This window comes from Paenibacillus sp. J22P165 (assembly GCF_059692015.1).
Map to the genome: position 1 here is coordinate 294,274 of NZ_JCAUAP010000002.1, position 18,684 is coordinate 312,957.

The 18,684-nt window shown below is 47.3% G+C and carries 17 protein-coding genes; 9 read left to right on the forward strand and 8 right to left on the reverse strand.

Annotated elements, in window-relative coordinates; genetic code table 11:
* Positions 1-238: 238 nt before the first annotated feature.
* Positions 239-703, reverse strand: coding sequence for an SgcJ/EcaC family oxidoreductase (locus AC58QM_RS05365; protein WP_497282036.1), 465 nt, complete (start codon positions 701-703; stop codon positions 239-241).
* 239 nt (positions 704-942) lie between these two features.
* Between AC58QM_RS05365 and AC58QM_RS05370 the strand changes: the two genes are divergently transcribed.
* Positions 943-1,434 carry a cysteine dioxygenase gene (locus AC58QM_RS05370; RefSeq protein WP_497282038.1) on the forward strand — a complete coding sequence of 164 codons (492 nt, stop codon included), beginning with the start codon at positions 943-945 and terminating at the stop codon, positions 1,432-1,434.
* A 72-nt stretch (positions 1,435-1,506) separates the two neighbouring features.
* Here AC58QM_RS05370 and AC58QM_RS05375 read toward each other — a convergent pair whose 3' ends face one another.
* From AC58QM_RS05375 to AC58QM_RS05385, 3 genes are all read right to left on the reverse strand, one after another.
* Complete coding sequence (locus tag AC58QM_RS05375) at positions 1,507-2,889, reverse strand: glycine--tRNA ligase (protein ID WP_310223591.1); 1,383 nt, start codon at positions 2,887-2,889, stop codon at positions 1,507-1,509.
* Positions 2,890-3,234: 345 nt separating this feature from the next.
* A complete protein-coding gene (locus AC58QM_RS05380; RefSeq protein ID WP_497282040.1) occupies positions 3,235-4,035 on the reverse strand; it encodes a carbon-nitrogen family hydrolase in 801 nt (266 codons plus the stop codon).
* 126 nt (positions 4,036-4,161) lie between these two features.
* A complete protein-coding gene (locus AC58QM_RS05385) occupies positions 4,162-4,692 on the reverse strand; it encodes a DUF1572 family protein (RefSeq protein ID WP_497282042.1) in 531 nt (176 codons plus the stop codon).
* A gap of 155 nt (positions 4,693-4,847) precedes the next feature.
* Here AC58QM_RS05385 and AC58QM_RS05390 point away from each other — a divergent pair, with 155 nt between their 5' ends.
* The 8 genes from AC58QM_RS05390 to mtnB all read left to right on the forward strand — a co-directional run bounded on the left by AC58QM_RS05390 (position 4,848) and on the right by mtnB (position 14,073).
* Positions 4,848-6,050, forward strand: coding sequence for a pyridoxal phosphate-dependent aminotransferase (locus tag AC58QM_RS05390; protein ID WP_497282044.1), 1,203 nt, complete (start codon positions 4,848-4,850; stop codon positions 6,048-6,050).
* 396 nt (positions 6,051-6,446) lie between these two features.
* Positions 6,447-7,547, forward strand: coding sequence for a glutamate 5-kinase (gene proB, locus AC58QM_RS05395; RefSeq protein ID WP_497282046.1), 1,101 nt, complete (start codon positions 6,447-6,449; stop codon positions 7,545-7,547).
* A 47-nt stretch (positions 7,548-7,594) separates the two neighbouring features.
* On the forward strand, positions 7,595-9,298 hold the full coding sequence (locus tag AC58QM_RS05400) for a proline--tRNA ligase (RefSeq protein WP_497282047.1): 1,704 nt from the start codon (positions 7,595-7,597) through the stop codon (positions 9,296-9,298).
* Between the two features lie 11 nt (positions 9,299-9,309).
* Complete coding sequence (locus AC58QM_RS05405; protein WP_497282049.1) at positions 9,310-10,557, forward strand: glutamate-5-semialdehyde dehydrogenase; 1,248 nt, start codon at positions 9,310-9,312, stop codon at positions 10,555-10,557.
* A 27-nt stretch (positions 10,558-10,584) separates the two neighbouring features.
* Positions 10,585-11,454: a pyrroline-5-carboxylate reductase gene (proC, locus tag AC58QM_RS05410; protein WP_497282051.1), complete on the forward strand. Its 870-nt coding sequence runs from the start codon at positions 10,585-10,587 to the stop codon at positions 11,452-11,454.
* A 59-nt stretch (positions 11,455-11,513) separates the two neighbouring features.
* Positions 11,514-12,782, forward strand: coding sequence for a 2,3-diketo-5-methylthiopentyl-1-phosphate enolase (locus tag AC58QM_RS05415; protein WP_497282053.1), 1,269 nt, complete (start codon positions 11,514-11,516; stop codon positions 12,780-12,782).
* A complete protein-coding gene (locus AC58QM_RS05420; RefSeq protein ID WP_497282054.1) occupies positions 12,779-13,441 on the forward strand; it encodes a 2-hydroxy-3-keto-5-methylthiopentenyl-1-phosphate phosphatase in 663 nt (220 codons plus the stop codon). The genes AC58QM_RS05415 and AC58QM_RS05420 overlap by 4 nt, the downstream gene beginning before the upstream one ends.
* Complete coding sequence (gene mtnB / locus AC58QM_RS05425) at positions 13,438-14,073, forward strand: methylthioribulose 1-phosphate dehydratase (protein WP_497282056.1); 636 nt, start codon at positions 13,438-13,440, stop codon at positions 14,071-14,073. Before AC58QM_RS05420 ends, mtnB begins: the two co-directional genes overlap by 4 nt.
* 383 nt (positions 14,074-14,456) lie before the next feature.
* Here the strand turns inward: mtnB and AC58QM_RS05430 are convergent, their stop codons facing one another.
* The 4 genes from AC58QM_RS05430 to AC58QM_RS05445 all read right to left on the reverse strand — a co-directional run bounded on the left by AC58QM_RS05430 (position 14,457) and on the right by AC58QM_RS05445 (position 18,629).
* A complete protein-coding gene (locus AC58QM_RS05430) occupies positions 14,457-15,143 on the reverse strand; it encodes a DnaD domain-containing protein (RefSeq protein ID WP_497282057.1) in 687 nt (228 codons plus the stop codon).
* 38 nt (positions 15,144-15,181) lie between these two features.
* The gene (gene asnS / locus AC58QM_RS05435) at positions 15,182-16,477 is read right to left on the reverse strand and encodes an asparagine--tRNA ligase (protein WP_497282765.1); all 1,296 of its coding nucleotides are present in this window, start codon (positions 16,475-16,477) and stop codon (positions 15,182-15,184) included.
* Between the two features lie 74 nt (positions 16,478-16,551).
* Complete coding sequence (locus AC58QM_RS05440; protein ID WP_497282059.1) at positions 16,552-17,760, reverse strand: acetate kinase; 1,209 nt, start codon at positions 17,758-17,760, stop codon at positions 16,552-16,554.
* The gene (locus AC58QM_RS05445; protein WP_497282061.1) at positions 17,757-18,629 is read right to left on the reverse strand and encodes a 3-hydroxyacyl-CoA dehydrogenase family protein; all 873 of its coding nucleotides are present in this window, start codon (positions 18,627-18,629) and stop codon (positions 17,757-17,759) included. Before AC58QM_RS05445 ends, AC58QM_RS05440 begins: the two co-directional genes overlap by 4 nt.
* Positions 18,630-18,684 lie beyond the last annotated feature (55 nt).

The following is an 18,684-nucleotide window of genomic DNA, read 5'->3' on the forward strand; positions in this document are numbered from 1 at the left end:
TAACTATAAGGCTCAAAACAAATGCTTGAAATAGTGCAAAGGTAGTAATTCTAATAAGATAGTATACTTGCACTACTAAACGACAGCGTTCGCAGATTTTCAATCAGGAGTAAGGATTTCAGGCACGTGCCATTCGTAGGATACATACGAAATAGGTGTGGAATGTTCCAATTCGTAACTACCAGGAACACCGCAGATGGGTTAGAAAACGTGGTCTAAGGGGATGGAGAACAAGTCCTCACGCATTTTTCGATTTCGCTTTGTTCATGAACCACTTTTGAATAAAATTCGGCTGTTGGATGCGGCAATTATGAAAGGCAGCAATTTTCCATGCCCCTTTTTCTTTAATCACCACGTTCGTATTTATGGAATCTCGATTTTTAGGCGCCTTCTTCTGCCAACGCAGCTTAATGGCCCCTACGGCATGCGCAATTGCCATATCGGATGTCACGAATCGTATATTCAGAGCTCCCCCTTCAACCATACTGGAACCACGCAAAATACCATCAAACAACACTTGATGAACATCGCTTATGGCTTGACGCCCCTTCAAATGCTGCCCATTAAACGTCACATAATCAGCATCTTCCGTAAAACAAGCTCCAAATGCCTGACCATCATGGTCATTCCATGCTTTGCTTAACGCAGCAAATACGGCCAAAATTTCTTTCTGATCTTGCTCATTCACTCCAACCTGCAGCATACTCGTTCATCCTCTCAATTTCCGTAGATTGTCATATCTACTATTGTCTCAGATTCGATATCCGTATGTCATACCGCTAGAGTAGGAACATTTCCCCGTCTACAGACTGATTTCCACGTTAAAATCTTACATTTATCCCTAACCTTTTGAAACTCCGAGGCATATTATATAAACAAAACTTATCCTTCCCCAAATTATTTTTGATAAAGAGATAAGAATGCCTAGGAGGCGAGATGCCAATGACGCTCATCAGAGCAATTGAACAGACATTCTGTAAGTTGCATGCACCAACCCTGGAACAATTAATAGAGGCGCTTCAATCGATAGAGCGAAATCTATCCTTCGTTCCAGACCTCAAAACTGAACCTACTCAACTACCATATGGCCGAAATGTCGTATTTAGCTCACCCGATCTCGAAGTCATCGTCATTCATATCCCCGCTTCCTGCTCAACCGCTATCCATAATCATGGCTCGTCCATCGGCGCAGCTTATCTGGCCTCAGGTTCCTTAGTCAATTCGACTTTCGCCTTAGACTCGGAAGGGTATCCGATTGCTCATCAAGACGATTTCATCCAAGCTGGCGAGTATTTTGTTGCACCTGCGGATCAGATTCACCAGTTGAACAATCCATTTCATGAGCCGGCCATTTCCCTGCATGTATATACGCCGCCGTTACGCGAAGTCCGACGTTACTTACCCTATAGCGAAGTCTTAGATTATGTCATCTAAGAGAAAAACCCCTTGTAGCTTACGTCAACTGACGTGCTTACAAGGGGTTTTTTCCTACATATGATATGCTTATTAGAATTGTAGAGCGTTCTCGATAAAGGCTTTTAGCTCCGAAATCGGCATCCGTGTTTGTTCCATCGTATCACGATCACGAACCGTCACTTGACCATCTGTCTCGGATTCGAAATCGTATGTGATACAGAATGGTGTACCGATCTCGTCATGACGACGGTAACGTTTACCAATGGATCCTGTATCATCGTAATCTACCATGAAATGCTTCGCAAGGTCTGCGAATACCGCTTGTGCACCCTCATTCAATTTCTTGGAAAGCGGGAAAATCGCTGCTTTCATCGGTGCCAACGCTGGGTGGAAGTGAAGAACCGTACGAGTGTCGTCACCTTCCAGCTTTTGCTCTTCAAACGCATCGATCAGAAGCGCCAAAGTCACACGGTCTGCCCCAAGGGACGGCTCGATACAATAAGGAACATAACGCTCATTCGTTTCTGGCTCGATGTAGTTGAAATCTTCGCCGGAATGCGCCATATGTTGCTTCAAGTCATAGTCCGTACGATCCGCGATGCCCCATAGCTCGCCCCAGCCGAACGGGAATTTATACTCGATATCTGTTGTTGCATTACTATAGTGGGACAACTCATCGTCGTTGTGATCACGAAGACGAAGATTATCTGCTTTCGCACCTAGGGATAGCAACCAGTTATGGCAGAAGCTTCTCCAGTACTCGAACCATTTCAAATCTTCACCTGGTTTGCAGAAGAATTCAAGCTCCATTTGTTCGAATTCGCGCGTACGGAATGTAAAGTTACCTGGCGTAATTTCATTACGGAAGCTTTTTCCGATTTGACCAATACCAAATGGCAGCTTTTTACGCATTGTACGTTGTGCGTTTTTGAAGTTAACGAAGATCCCTTGTGCCGTTTCAGGACGAAGATAAACAACGTTTGAACTCGCTTCTGTTACACCTTGGAACGTTTTGAACATCAAGTTGAACTGACGAATATCTGTGAAATCCTTGCTTCCGCAATCTGGACACACGATATTGTGTTCCACGATCAGCTTCATCATGTCATCGAACGTCATACCGTCTACGATGATTTCGATATCTTTCTCAGCCAGCTTGTTCTCGATCAATTTATCCGCGCGGTGACGGGCTTTACAGCTTTTGCAATCGATCATTGGATCGTTGAAATTCCCTACGTGACCGGATGCTACCCAAGCTTGCGGGTTCATCAAGATTGCCGCGTCTAATCCTACGTTATACGGGGACTCTTGAATGAATTTTTTCCACCATGCGCGCTTGATGTTGTTTTTCAATTCAACACCAAGTGGGCCGTAATCCCACGTATTCGCCAAACCGCCATAAATTTCGGAACCTGGGAAAACAAAACCTCTGTGCTTCGCTAATGCGACAACTTGCTCCATTGTTACACTCATTGTTCAATCGCTCCTTAAGCTCTAGTTAGTGGGACTTCGCCCGATGACGACCGTTGGACATGAGCAAACATCAAAAAAGCTCAACATCCAAAGGCATCAAATAATGCCTAGGGACGAGAGCTTTAGCACCCGCGGTTCCACCCTAGTTGATACACCTCACATAAGCATGTATCCCCTTTATCGTATTGGCTCCGGATAGCCGTTTCCTTGAGCTTCATGCTGGGCTTACACCATTCCCCAACTCGCTGATTATGAAGTCCTTCAAGTACTATTCATCCTTCACAGCCACAATTGATCATTCAATTGGTTTTAGTTTACAGAATATCGCTGCAAAAATCAACTTCCCTAATACAAATGAGGCCTGCGATCTTCAAAAACGGGTATTTTACCCCGTACGCGCACAACTTCTTCCAAATCAATCGTAGCCCGTAAGATCGCTTCACTTTCATCGCCTTCAACCAGCACTTCACCCCAAGGGTCAATAACCATCGAATGACCGAAGAAATTCGTCGTACCGCTTGTCCCTACGCGATTACATGCAACTACGTACATTTGATTCTCAATGGCCCGTGCCATGAGGAGTGTACGCCAATGATGCAGACGTGGATGCGGCCATTCTGCCGGAACGAATAAGATTCTCGCGCCCTCTAGCGCTAATTTACGTGAAAGTTCAGGGAATCGAATATCATAGCAAATCATTGCGCCAGCAGGTACACCTTCTAGTTCAAATAAGCCAAGTTGCTCCCCGCTGTGCAAGAATTTCTCTTCATCCATGAGTCGGAAAAGATGAATTTTTGAGTACTCTACGATCTCATTGCCTTCACGATCCCAAGCATAAATCGTATTAAGTACACGCTCTTCTTTTTTATCCGCGATCGATCCACCAATAATATTCACACGATGTGTACGGGCGAAGTTACTTAAGAAAGCCTTCGTTCTCTCCCCATTCACATCAGCTAGTTGTTGAATTTCCGTTAGCGCATACCCGGTGTTCCACATTTCGGGGAAAATCAGGACATCCGGCTTTTGTTCCGCTTGAACGGCTTCGTGAAGCTTCTTTTCGAGCTGCGCAAAATTCACATCGGGTTCCCCGATCGCAATATCCATTTGAATTAATGCAAGGTTGAGCAGTTGTGACTGCGACATTTGGTTTGACCCCTTCCAATAAAAAAACATATATGACTACATAGTAGTCGAAAAGTACGTGTAACTCAATATTCACTTCTCTATCTGTTCTTGTTCAAACTCTGCTCGCAGCCAAATCAAACGAAACTACACCGTAGGTTTAAATAGCTTTGACTGACCTCTAGCAATACTAAGCGTTTGCCAATCTTGACTCGACCAATGCTTACACAACAACACAATTTGCCCAACATGATAGCCGTAATGCGAAACTTGGCGCTGAATGGCTTGCAAGACAGTATGATGCTCCCCTCGAATACGCACTAGTGATAGCACATCCTCAGAGGTTAACGAACCCAATGTTGTAAAAAGCACTTGCCAACCTTCTTCCCACAAGACAAGCAAAGCATCCCGAGATACTCGTTCCCCTTCAAACTCGCCATCGCGATCACGCGACTCTTTTTCCCCATCTGTGGTTAAGAAATCCGTCCAACGGGACAACATATTCCCATGCATGTGCTTGATAAGAACCTCTAACGAGTTCGATTCTTCATCTAATGTCTGATAAAACAATGACTCATCCGTTTGGGCAAAAGCACGATCCCCCAATTTCTTCATACTTTGAAAAGCACGTATCGATTCCTGTAGAAAAACATCAGCGATTTGAGCATGGTCTGTCATCTGCATTCCTCTCCTTCGTAAGTCGTTGCCTACATCATATGATAACGGCAAAATGAAGTACAATTGATTATCTTCATCGACTATGAAAAAAAGATTAATCATGTTACATTTAGGGTATAGTTTAAAATCCCGACCTCCGGAGTGTGAATTAAACCGTGACCAACGTATCTTCAACAACTTCTCGCTTTGCCATACAGCCTGCTGAAAGAATGAAGGGGCTCCCTACACAATTCTTTGCAACGCTAGTAGGTAAAGCGAATGCACAAATTGCCGCCGGGCATGACGTCATCAATTTGGGCCAAGGGAATCCAGATCGCCCTACGCCTCCGCATATTGTGACCTCCATACAAGAAGCATCGGCTAATCCTTTGTATCATAAGTATCCACCTTTCAGTGGCTTTCCTTTCTTGAAACAAGCGATTGCGCAGCGTTATAAGGAAGATCATAACGTTGATCTGGATCCAGATACGGAAGTTGCCATCCTTTTTGGCGGTAAAACAGGACTCATTGAAATCGCGCAATGCTTATTAAATCCCGGCGATGTCTGCTTAGTCCCTGATCCAGGCTACCCTGATTATTGGTCTGGGGTCGCGCTGGCAGGTGCTGAGATGGCTTTCATGCCGCTGAGAGAAGAAAATAATTTCCTACCTGATTACGCTCAGTTGAAACAATCCGAATTGGATCGCGCCAAGCTCATGTTCGTTAATTATCCGAACAACCCAACCGGTGCTACCGCTCCCGCTTCTTTTTATGAAGAAACAGTTGCCTTTGCGGAGAAAAATGGCGTCGTAGTAGCGAGTGATTTCGCCTATGGAGCCATTGGTTTTGATGGTCAAAAACCGATCTCATTCTTACAAACCCCTGGTGCCAAAGAAGTAGGCATAGAGTTCTACACGTTATCCAAAACGTATAATATGGCAGGTTGGCGTGTCGGTTTTGCCCTCGGTAACAAAGAAGTGATCCGCCTTATCAACTTGATGCAAGATCACTACTATTGCTCGTTATTTGGAGGGATTCAAGTTGCTGCGGCTACAGCCTTAACAGCCTCACAAGACTGTGTAACTGAGTTACGTGATGTGTACGAGAGCCGTCGAAATGCACTCTACACCGCTCTAGCCAGCATTGGCTGGAATGCCCGTCCTTCCCAAGGCTCCTTCTTCTCTTGGCTGCCCGTGCCGAAAGGTCATTCCTCCCAGAGTCTAGCTGATCTCCTCTTAGAGGAAGCGAAAGTTGTCGTGGCACCAGGTGTGGGCTTCGGTACACACGGTGAAGGCTATGTCCGACTAGGGCTTCTATCCTCTGAAGAACGCTTAGAAGAAGCCGTACAGCGAATTGGGAAATTGAATCTTTTTGCGTAAACCATTTGGGCAGGCCCAATGTAAGATATATGCAGTAATCTAGGCTTTTGCTTCTTTACAAAGTCTTGCGTACCATGCTATTCTAGTTAGAATTATAATTACAAACAGCAACGTGATGATGGGAATAGTAAGAATCGTACAGCACGTAACCAGAGAGTAAGCTCCACCGACTGAGAGAGCTTGCCGTGAACCGAATCTGAACCTGCCCCTGAACCGTCAACGATGAGTTGAACAGTGCCCTACTGTTATACAGGGAATAGAGTTGAGTGCATCTGGACATCAGTATGCGCTAATCTAAGGTGGTACCGCGGAAGCAACAGACTTTCGTCCTTATGTTTTAAGGACGGGAGTCTTTTTTGTATTTACATAGCTACGAAAACGAAGGATGGGATGAATATGACTCAGCGAATCGTCGTCAAAATTGGCAGCTCCTCATTAACGTCAGATACGGGTGGCTTGAATCCGGATAAAATACGTTTCTTTGCATCTGAGCTCGCGCAATTGCAGCGCAGCGGCAGCCAAGTGCTGCTCGTGACCTCAGGCGCCGTTGCCGCAGGCTTCACGTCCCTTGGCTATCGCACACGCCCCAAGGTGCTGCACGAGAAGCAGGCTGCCGCGGCCGTCGGCCAAGCACTGTTAATGCAAGCGTACCATGAAGCATTTGCATCCCATGGCGTGAGCGTGGCGCAAATCCTGCTGACCCGGTACGACTTCTCCAACCGCAAGCGCGTCCAGAACGCGATGATGACGATCGACGAGCTCTTGCAGCGCGGCGTCGTCCCGATTATTAACGAGAATGACACCGTCTCCGTGGATGAACTTAAATTTGGCGACAATGATACGTTGTCGGCTTTGGTAGGCAATTTGGTCAAGGCGAACAAATTGATCATCATTACAGATATGGACGGCCTCTACACGGACGATCCTCGTAAGAACGCGAACGCGCAGCGCATCGAGCGCGTAGACGCCATCAGCGATGAGCTGTTCAGCTTCGCTGGAGGCTCTGGGAGCGCGGTCGGCACCGGCGGCATGCGCTCCAAGGTCGAGGCCGCCCGCATCGCGATGCGCGGGGGCGTGCCGGTCTTCATCGGGCGGGTGCTGGAGCCCGATGATCTGCACCTTGCCGTGCAAGGCACAGGCAAGGGAACGTACTTTGACACGGCGCTGAATAATCTGCCGGTCAAGAAGCAGTGGGTCGGCTTCCACTCGCTGCCCCAAGGGCAAATCATCGTTGATCAGGGGGCCAAGGCAGCCCTGATCAACGGTGGGAAGAGCTTACTCCCCGCTGGCATCACGTCAGCGGTTGGCGACTTCCACCCCGGCGACGTCGTCGAGGTGATCTGCAGTGAAGGCGCGCTGCTTGGCCGCGGCGTCGTCAATTATGCGGCTTGGCAAGTGCAAGCCGCGGCAGGGCTTTCGACCGACGAAGTTCAGAAGCGCGTCGAAGTATCTCGCATCGAAGTCATCCATCGTGATGAATGGGTGCCTTTGACATAAGCTTGAAATTACTATTTTGAATATAGAAAGCGAGGATCTCCCTACACATGAGACAACAACGACTACTTAATCCAACTTTACGCGATGTACCGGGAGATGCCGAGGCAGCCAGTCACCGACTCATGCTGCGAGCAGGACTCATTCGCCAGTTATCCAGTGGAATTTATTCCTACTTACCCTTGGGTCTTAAAGCCCTTCAACATATTCAAACGATTGTACGTGAAGAAATGGATCGTGCAGGGGCACAAGAGATGCTCATGCCTGCCCTCCATCCTGCCGAATTATGGAAAGCCTCCGGTCGCTGGGACGTATACGGTCCTGAATTGATGCGATTGGAAGACCGGAATGGCCGCGAGTTCGCACTAGGTGCAACCCATGAGGAAGTCATCACGACACTCGTTAAAGATGAAATTCATTCCTATAAGAAACTACCTGTCACTCTCTATCAAATCCAAACGAAATATCGGGATGAGCGCAGACCTCGTTTTGGCCTGCTGCGTGGTCGTGAGTTTCTAATGAAGGATGCTTATTCCTTTGATCGCTCAGCAAGTGGTCTCGATGCGAGTTATCAAGCGATGTTTGACGCCTATGTTAACATCTTTACACGCTGCGGTCTTCAATTTCGAGCGGTAGAAGCTGATTCTGGCGCTATCGGCGGCACGGATACACATGAATTTATGGCACTGGCGGATGTCGGTGAAGATACCATCGTTCATTGTCCATCCTGTCAGTACGCAGCGAACTTGGAGAAAGCCACTGGAAACATTACAAATGCAAGGGATTCCCTTACGGACTTGGTAAACACGCAACCCGTAAAAGTGCATACACCAGGCGTAACTTCGATTAAGCAATTGAGCCAATTCCTCCACATTGAACCACAGCAAATCATTAAATCGGTCGCCATACAAGCAGACGGCACACCCGTCATTGCGCTTGTAAGAGGTGATCTCGACATCAATGACATTAAGCTGAAACAGGTTCTTGGCGTTCAAGACATCGTTATGCTCTCCGAAGCTGAAATCGCAGCGCTTGGTTCAATCGCTGGTTTTATAGGTCCGATTGGTTTATCCACCGTCAGATTGATTGCAGACACATCGATTCAAGGTTTAAAGAATGCCGTTGTCGGTGCCAATGAAGCTAATTATCATCTTCAACACGTGGATGTCGAACGCGATCTAGGTAAGTTAACCTATGTTGACGTTCGCAACGTCGGTCAAGGCGAAAATTGTACCCACTGCGGACATGAACTCTCTTTTGCTAAAGGTATTGAAGTTGGTCATGTATTTAAGCTCGGCACAAAATATAGTGAATCCCTCGGCGCTTCCTTCACGGATGAGAATGGACTGTCCGAGCCCATGATTATGGGCTGCTACGGGATTGGCGTATCACGCGTATTGGCTGCGGTCATTGAGCAGCATCAAGATGAGCGAGGCATTATATGGCCAAACGCAATTTCACCTTACGATATCCATCTTTTAACCGTTCAGATGAAAGATGAAGCTCAATTGAAATTATCTGAAGAGCTTTACCAAACCCTAACTCGAGCAGGTTTCTCAGTCCTTTGGGATGATCGTGAAGAACGCCCAGGCGTGAAATTCAATGATGCCGATTTACTCGGCTTCCCATTACGCATCACTATCGGTAAAAAAGCTGGCGAACATATTGTTGAATGTAAAGAGCGCAGTAACGGTGCCGCTTATGAGCTTACTGTCGAACAATTGTTGCCACATTGCCAATCCTTATTGAACTAGGAGGTTCTCCCATGAGTGAAGTTATTTCGAAATCCAAACTTGCCAAACAAGCTGCCCAAGCGATGGGCAATCTAACGACCGAACAGAAGAATGAAGCTCTGCTTCTTATGGCTGATGCCTTGGTTACGGAACAGCAAGCAATTATTGAAGCCAATGCGAAGGATTTGCAGCGTGGCAAAGAGTTGGGTACCAGCGCGTCCCTACTCGACCGATTGGCGCTTAACGAATCTCGTATCGCAGCGATGGCAGAAGGTCTTCGTCAAATCGCCGAGTTGCCAGATCCGATTGGCGATACGCTAGAATCTTTTGACCGCCCGAATGGTCTGCGGATTCGCAAAATCCGAGTGCCCCTAGGCGTTATCGGTATTATCTATGAAGCTAGACCGAATGTTACGGTGGATGCCGCAGGGTTATGTCTCAAAACTGGCAACGCAGTCGTGCTGCGTGGTGGATCTTCAGCCCTCTTTTCGAATGAGAAAATTGTAGAGGTTCTGCATGCAGCTTTGGAACGTTCTGCCCTCCCAGCTGATGCTTTGCAATTAATTCTAAGCGCTGATCGCAGCTCTGTGGATGAAATGCTGAAGCTCAATGGCCTCATTGACGTGCTGATTCCACGTGGTGGGCATTCACTTATTCAAAATGTTGTCAATAACGCATCCGTCCCAGTCATTGAAACAGGTGCAGGGGTATGTCATACTTTTATAGATCAAAGTGCTCAACTCGATATGGCGGTACGCATAGGTATTAATGCCAAGACGCAGCGTCCCTCTGTTTGCAATAGTATGGAAACCTTGCTTGTCCATGAAGCGATTGCTGAGCAACACTTAGCTGCGATTGCCGAAGCGTTCCAAGACGTCAATGTTGAGCTTCGTGGTGACGAGCAGGCAAGGAACCTAGTGCCAAGCATGCTGGTTGCTGAACAAGCTGATTGGGGAACAGAATACGGTGATTATATTTTATCGATCAAAATTGTAAAAGATCTGGACGAGGCGCTGTCCCACATTCGTACGTATGGCACGATGCACTCGGAATGTATCGTAACGGAAGATGCTGCCAATGCAGAGAAATTCCTGCAAGAAGTAGATGCAGCTGCTGTCTATCATAATGCTTCGACGCGCTTTACAGATGGCTTTGAGTTTGGATTCGGAGCCGAGATCGGCATTTCCACACAGAAGCTTCATGCACGTGGTCCCATGGGACTGCCTGCCCTAACTTCAACTAAATACCGCGTCTACGGAAGCGGACAAATACGCGAATAAGCTGTATATACTAAGGAGGAATGCCTGATGTCCACGATGTTATCTCAAGCGAAAATTGCCTTTGTAGGTGCAGGTTCAATGGCAGAAGCCATCGCTCGCGGCCTTATTCAGACCGAAGTAGCCAATCCGAAACATATTTATATGATGAATCGTTCCAATCAAGACAGATTAGCTTATCTTCGCTCGGAATACGGGCTGGAGGCTACTTTAGACCCAGAAACAAAAGATGCCTTCATTCGTGAGGCAGACGTCATCGTCCTTTGCATGAAGCCTAAGGATGTCGAGACGGCTTTTGCTGAGCTTGCTCCCCTTTTGAATGAGAAGCAGCTGCTGATTTCGGTCATTGCTGGACTATCCATCGAGAAAGCTGAAAAGCTATTACAAACCAACATGCCAATCGTACGTACCATGCCTAACACCTCTTCAACCATCGGATTAGGCGCAACAGGAATGAGCTTCTCCGCTAAGGTTAATGATACATTCAAGCAGTTCGCTATCCAAATGTTTGAAGCCGTTGGAACCGTCACGATTGTGGACGAAGATAAGTTAGAAATTTTGACAGGCGTGTCCGGAAGCGGCCCTGCTTATGTCTATTATTTCATGGAAGCAATGATTAAAGCAGGAATCGATGGCGGTCTAACCGAAGAAGATGCGCGGCAATTGACACTCCAAACGTTTCTTGGCGCTGCCCATATGGTGCAGCATACGAAGGAAGATCCTGCGGAGTTACGCCGCAAAGTGACGTCTCCAAATGGAGCTACGCAAAAATCAATTGAAGCCTTGGATCGTTTCCAATTTAGCGAAGCAATAACCCAAGCCGTATTTGCATCCGCTGCACGTGCGAAGGAAATGGGCGAGCAAATTGCTGCCACAAGTCCTGTAGGCAAATCACTCTAAGCGACATTGACAAGTAACAAGTTCGTTTGAATTCTAATTAAAGCAGGTGAAAGTTCGTTATGAGTTCCTATTGTTTAGCAACCTATCGGAGTTTCGATGAGAAAGCCGATTTTCATAAAAAAGCTACAGGTATCGCCATTGGCCTTACTGTTGGCAGTTGGACCGAATTGCCGGAGGCTCAGAAAGCTTCCATGGAGAAGCATCTAGGCAAGGTCGTTTCTGTTGAGGTGCACGAGCCTGCTGCTGGTGAGCCCCTTTCGGGACGCTATGCGGATATCACTATCGCCTATCCGGATGTGAACTTTAGCCGAGATATCCCAGCGCTATTAGTGACTGTATTCGGAAAGTTGTCTATGGACGGTAAAATCAAGCTGATTGACCTTGCTTTCTCTTCCGATTTCCTCTCGGGATTCCCGGGGCCGAAATTTGGTATGCAAGGTGTTCGTGATCTGCTTGGCGTACATGACCGCCCGCTGCTTATGAGTATTTTCAAATCCGTTGTAGGGTACGAATTACCGGCACTTCGCGAGCAGTTTTACTTGCAAGCTGCTGGTGGCGTTGATCTGATTAAGGATGATGAGATCTTATTCGAAAACCCATTAACACCTATGGAGAAACGCATTGCGATCTGTCTCGAAGCTGCCGAACAAGCGACGAAGGAGACGGGGCAAAAGCTGCTATATGCGGTTAATTTGACTGGGTCCACCTCCAAACTTGCTGCCCAAGCTAAGAAAGCCATTGCGGCAGGCGCTAATGCTTTGCTTTTCAATGTATTGGCTTACGGCTTTGATGTGCTGCATGAATTAAGCTCGGATCCGGACATTAACATTCCGATTATGGCTCATCCTGCGATGGCTGGCGCCACTTATCCGTCACCACATTACGGCATCTCAGCTTCTGTTCTTCTAGGCAAATTGATGCGCTTAGCTGGTGCTGATCTAGTGCTCTTCCCTTCGCCTTACGGCTCTGTTGTCATGCCGCGGGAAGAAAATTTGGCGATTAAACATGTACTCTTAACGAAGGATTTACATAAAGATTACACGTATCAAGTGCCGAATGAAGTAGAATTGAAATTAGCAACTAGCTTCCCGGTGCCGTCCGCAGGGATCCATCCTGGCTTAGTTCCGCTCATTCTGCGCGATTTTGGAGGGGATGTCATCGTGAATGCAGGCGGCGGGATCCACGGTCATCCGATGGGAACGATCGCAGGTGGACAAGCTTTCCGTCAAGCTATCGACGCAACACTGCAAGGCAAAACATTGCGCGACTACGCCCAAACACATCCAGAATTACAATCAGCTATTGACACATGGGGGATTAGAGAATGAGCAAGGAACGCATTATCTTTTGTGACTTTGACGGTACGATTACCGTTAGTGATAACATCGTCGCGATTATGAAGCATTTTAATCCTGAAGGCTGGGAAGGTATCGTCGAACAAATCGTGACGCAGCAAATCTCCATTCGCGAAGGCGTTGGTGCGATGTTCCGTCTGCTGCCTACCTCGCGTAAAGCGGAGATTGTGGACTTTGCTATTAACAATGCTATCATTCGCGATGGTTTTGAAGAATTCGTCACGTACTGTAAGGAGCAAGGAATTACGCTTTTGGTCACAAGTGGAGGCATCGATTTCTTTATCTACCCGCTTCTTCGTCCATTCGCGATTCCGAAGAATCATATTTATAGCAACGCCAGCTCTTTCGAAGGAGAAACGATCGAGATTCTATGGCCGAATCCGTGTGATGCTCACTGCCAAACCGATTGTGGAATGTGCAAAACAAGCATCATTCGCTCTTACGATTCTGAGAAATACGAGCGCATTATTATCGGAGACAGTATCACCGATTTTGAGGGTGCTAAGCTTGTGGATACGATTTTTGCCAGATCCTATCTCATTGAACGTTGTGAGCAACTCGGATATGCTTACCACTCCTTCGAAACGTTCTTCGATATCATTAAGCAATTGGAGGCTGAACCGGTCAAATGAGTATTTTACTAGAAGAAAAACAGCGTGCCTTCGCTGAATTACGTGACATCAAGGCTAATCTGGCAGCACGTGGATGGTTTCCTGCGACAAGCGGTAACTTATCTGTTCGTGTTGGCGGCTTTGAACCTGAAGCCTTCACCTTCGCTATCACGTCAAGCGGAAGAGATAAATCTGTCCAAACGCCAGAGGACTTCCTTCTCGTTAACGAGAAAGGCTTGCCAACAGAAGCAACCAGCCTAAAGCCATCAGCGGAAACATTGATCCATAGCGAAATTTACCGCTTAACAGGTGCCGGCGCTATTTTCCACGTGCATACCATCTATAACAACTTAGCTTCCGAACTATATGGTGAGCGTGGCAGCATTCCCGTTGATGGTGTGGAGCTTATTAAAGCGTTCAACATTTGGGATGAAGAAGCTCAAATTGAGATTCCTATCTTGCCTAATTATGCGGACATTCCACGCATTGCTGAGCTTGTCGAAGGTGCGATCGTACCTCGCATTCCCGGTATCGTGCTGCGTAAGCACGGGATCTACGCGTGGGGCGCGAATGCGTTCGAAGCAAAACGTCATCTTGAAGCATTCGAATTCTTATTCGAATATGTGTACCGTTTGCATGTAATGAACAAGTAGTTGAATGAAATCCAAGTGTGAACACTAATAAACACCTGGCTGACAAGTACGACATGTACTGGTTGGCTAGGTGTTTTTGGGTTTGCATCAGCTACTCCTCTACCCTATATCGAAAATTCCTGCAAATGTGCATCTTTTTCCCCTATTATCCTGCGAAGAATAAGAAATTGATGCGAAAATGCAGCAATTTCGAGCTCAAACAGCTATTACTCCGATATTCAACTCAAAAGCCCTGCACATTTGCATCAATGCGCACTACACTCTAATATTCAGATCAAAAGCCTGCACATTTGCATCAATTCCCTAAATCCCACTCTCTCCCACCATGAGTGCTAATTCAAATAAAAAAGGGAGCACCACCCTAGTGGAACTCCCTCTGCCTTTTATCTAGTCTGCCTGAATCGCTGCGAATACTCCTTGGCTTGATCCACCGTCGAAACGCGATTGCGACTCCAATCCAGTAGAATCCGATCAATATAGCGGAAATGGACTTTCCCAGCAAATACCGCTTCTTTCAAAGCCGTCATAATCAGCTCTTCTTTGTAATTATCTTTATCTAACCAATTGCTGATCGTTTCCAGCTCCATTGGCGTTAACGGTCTTGCGAATTCATTTTCGATCGTCGTATAGATGTTCTTAACTCGATCATCTGAAGGAGCAGGCGCTTGTGCCGCCAACTCCGCTAACTCTTGGAGCTGCTGCTCAGCCACGCGTTTCGCTAATTTCTTATACAGTGGCGTTAGGTTGTACTGCTCACTTCGAAAACCTGTCGTCTCATGTGTATCCTCATCGATGGCAATAAATTGCTCTCGAATCAGCTTCTGCACACTCGCAATAACTACATCAGGTGAAGCTGACATTCGCTCCTGAATTTCATCTAAAGTCGGGAAGTTGTTCCTATCCTTTTCAACAAAAGAAATGAAATGAATGAGTGTCATGACATCCACTTCACTCAAAAGCAAGGCGCGATAATGCTTGAGCAATAGACTCGGTACCGCGACGCTCCCCTCCATAAAGCTATTCATTAGGATCGCTTCGACCTTCATCTGTGTATTCGTTTGAGTACTCATACGTCTTTCCCCTTTCTCCCCATGGACAATGCCACTACTTAAGGGTATAGACGGTATAACAAACGTGGGAACGGAATCGTTTCACGCACATGATCTAAACCGCAAATCCAAGCAACAGTACGTTCTAAGCCCAAACCGAACCCGGAATGCGGCACTGTTCCATATTTGCGCAAATCCAAGTACCATTGGTACGCTTCTTGCGATAACTCATGCTCCTTGAAGCGCTGCTCCATCAATTCAGGGTCATCGATCCGTTGACTGCCCCCGATGATTTCGCCATAGCCCTCAGGTGCGATCATATCGGCACATAGCACGACTTCAGGACGGCTAGGATCTGGCTTCATGTAGAAAGCCTTAATTTCCGTTGGCCAATGTGTGATAAATACCGGCGTTTCGTATTGCGCGGCAATCGCTGTCTCATGTGGAGCTCCAAAATCTTCGCCCCATGCGAATTCGTGCCCATTCTTTTGCAAATAATCGACAGCCTCATCGTACGTAATACGTGGGAAACTGCCTTTAATCTTCTCTAGCTTCGATGTATCCCGCTCCAATGTCTCAAGCTCTGCTTGACAGTTTTGAAGCACAGTTTGCACGATATGGGAAACGAATTGCTCTTGAACCTCAAGGTTTTCCACGTGATCCACGAAAGCCATTTCGGGCTCAATCATCCAAAACTCAATCAAATGTCGACGAGTCTTCGATTTCTCTGCTCGGAATGTTGGACCGAAAGAGTATACGCGGCCTAGCGCCATCGCAGCAGCTTCCATGTAAAGCTGTCCGCTTTGTGTCAAAAAGGCATCTTCATCAAAATATTTGGTGTGGAACAAGTTAGTCGTGCCTTCGCAAGAGGATGGCGTCAAAATCGGCGGATCCACCAAATGAAAGCCGCGGTCATTGAAGAACCCTTGAACCGCTTTGATAATTTCAGCACGGATCACAAGTACTGCACGCTGACGCGGGCTCCGAATCCACAGATGACGATTGTCCATTAGGAAATCTACGCCATGCTCCTTCGGTGTAATCGGATACTCTTCGGTTACTTGAATGATCTCAACACCTGTTACATCAAGCTCGAAACCACCTTTACTGCGGGTGTCTTCTTTCACTTTGCCCGTTATGTATAAGGAGCTCTCTTGGGTTAACTTAGAAGCCGCTTCCCATGCCTCTTCACTCACTTCACTTTTTACAACAACACCTTGTATATATCCCGAACCGTCGCGAAGCTGCAAAAATTGAATTTTACCGCTGGAACGCTTCTTGTTTAGCCAACAGCCGATGGTGACTGACTCGCCGACATGATGTTTAACTTCACCTATTGTACTTTTCATTTGAATATCTTCCTCCTTAGAACTGAAGATCACTGAAGATCTACTCTATTGTACACTATTTGACGATTTCCACGAAAGAATCACGGGGTCTGCGATTTCACCAGACTATACGTATCCTGAGCAATTACCCATTCCTCATTGGTCGGGATCACTAGGACCTCAACACGTGAATCAAGCTTAGTAATTCGCTTCTCAATGCCTCTTCCTTGCAGATTCGCTTCCTCGTCAAAATCAACACCAAGGAAGCTCAATCCCTCGCAGACCGCTTTGCGCAGCGGTGCAGAATTCTCGCCTACGCCGGCGGTGAAGACAATCGCATCGACGCCATTCATCGCTGCGGCATAAGCCCCGATGTATTTGCGTAATCGATACGCATACATCTCAAAAGCCATGGTAGCATTCTTATCGCCCGCTTCCATCGCTTCCACGATCTCCCGCATATCGCTGGAGATCCCCGAGATCGCCTGCAGTCCGCTATGCTTATTCAGCATCGAGCTGACCTCGCCGATCGTCAAATCCTCCTTGCCCATCACGAAGGGCACGATGGCCGGATCCAGATCGCCGCTGCGCGTGCCCATCATCAGACCCTCGAGCGGCGTCATCCCCATGCTCGTGTCAACCGACTGGCCGCCCCATACAGCGGCGCAGGAAGCGCCATTACCTATGTGACAGGTAATGAGCTTCAACTGCTCCAGCGGGCGTCCTAGGAAGGCTGCGGCACGCTCGCTGACGTACTTGTGCGACGTGCCATGGAAACCGTAGCGGCGCACCTTGTGCTTCCGGTAGAGAGCCATCGGCACCGGATACAGATACGCCTTCGCCGGCATGGACTGATGGAAGGCGGTGTCGAAGACGACGGCCTGCGGCACGCCAGGCATGTTCACATCCACCGCCGAAATGCCCAGCATATGCGCCGGGTTGTGCAGCGGCGCCAAATCGAAGAGGCGCCGGATCTCTTTCTTCACCTCGTCCGTGACGAGGACAGAGTTCTTGAACGATTCGCCGCCGTGGACGACACGGTGGCCTACGGCATCGATCTGCGAGATGGCGCTTAGCACACCATGCTCAGGATGTACAAGCACATCCAGCACTTTGCGGATGGCGGTTGTGTGTTCTAGGATTTCATCTACCTTATGAAATTCGGGTTTGTCGGCAGGTTCGTGCATCAGGATTGCGGTATCCATGCCAATGCGCTCAACTCTGCCTTTTGCGAGCACCTTCGCATTTTCCATATCATAAAGTTGATACTTCACGGATGAGCTGCCGGCATTAATCACCAGAATGTTCATAGTCGGTCACCATCCTTGTCGTAACGGAAGAACCCTTCTCCTGTCTTGGTCCCCAGATGCCCAGCACGCACCATTTGCTTCAACAAATAGGATGGTCGATATTTGATATCGCCGTATTCTCGGAACATCCCTTCTAGCGCAGCTAGAACAGCGTCGAGTCCGAATCGGTCACACATTTCTAGTGGGCCGTGCTTAAACTCATATCCTATGCGCATGGCTTGATCAATATCTTCCGCTGAAGCGACACCTTCGGATAAGGTGTGAAGTGCCTCATTAATGAGCGTGCAGATCAAACGGGTCGTAATATACCCCGGCGATTCATTGACTTTAATACTTTTTTTCGAAAGTAAATCGTCAACAAAGCGGCGAGTGTGTTCATAAGTTTCATCGGATGTTTTCATAGCCCGAACAATTTCAACCAGATTTACCTTGGCAACCGGATGCAAAAAGTGCAAACCAATTACTCGCTCTGGATGTGTCGTTATAGCAGCGATTTCCGTTACACTTAATGTGGAAGTATTCGTTGCCAAAATAATGTGCGGCGAACATATTTGATTGAGCTGGAAAAAGATATGTTTCTTAGCATTCAAATCTTCGGAAATCGTTTCAATGACAAGATCACAGCTTGCCATATCCTGGATCGAATCAGCTCTTTTTATTTTGGATAAAATCGATTTCTTTTCTGCTTCGGTCAATGCCCACCGCTCAATTTGCTTATCTAAACTAACCGTAATTAACTCGATCGCTCGGTCTAGTTTTTCAGTTGATTTCTCAGCAAGCATAACGTCAAGGCCTCGGGCTGCCAGCATTTCAGAAATGCCTTGTCCCATCGTTCCTCCGCCAATTACACCAATTGTTCTAAACATCATAGCTCGTTTCTCCTTCTTCCTTGCAACTTGCTCTTCGCTTATGGTTTACACTTAG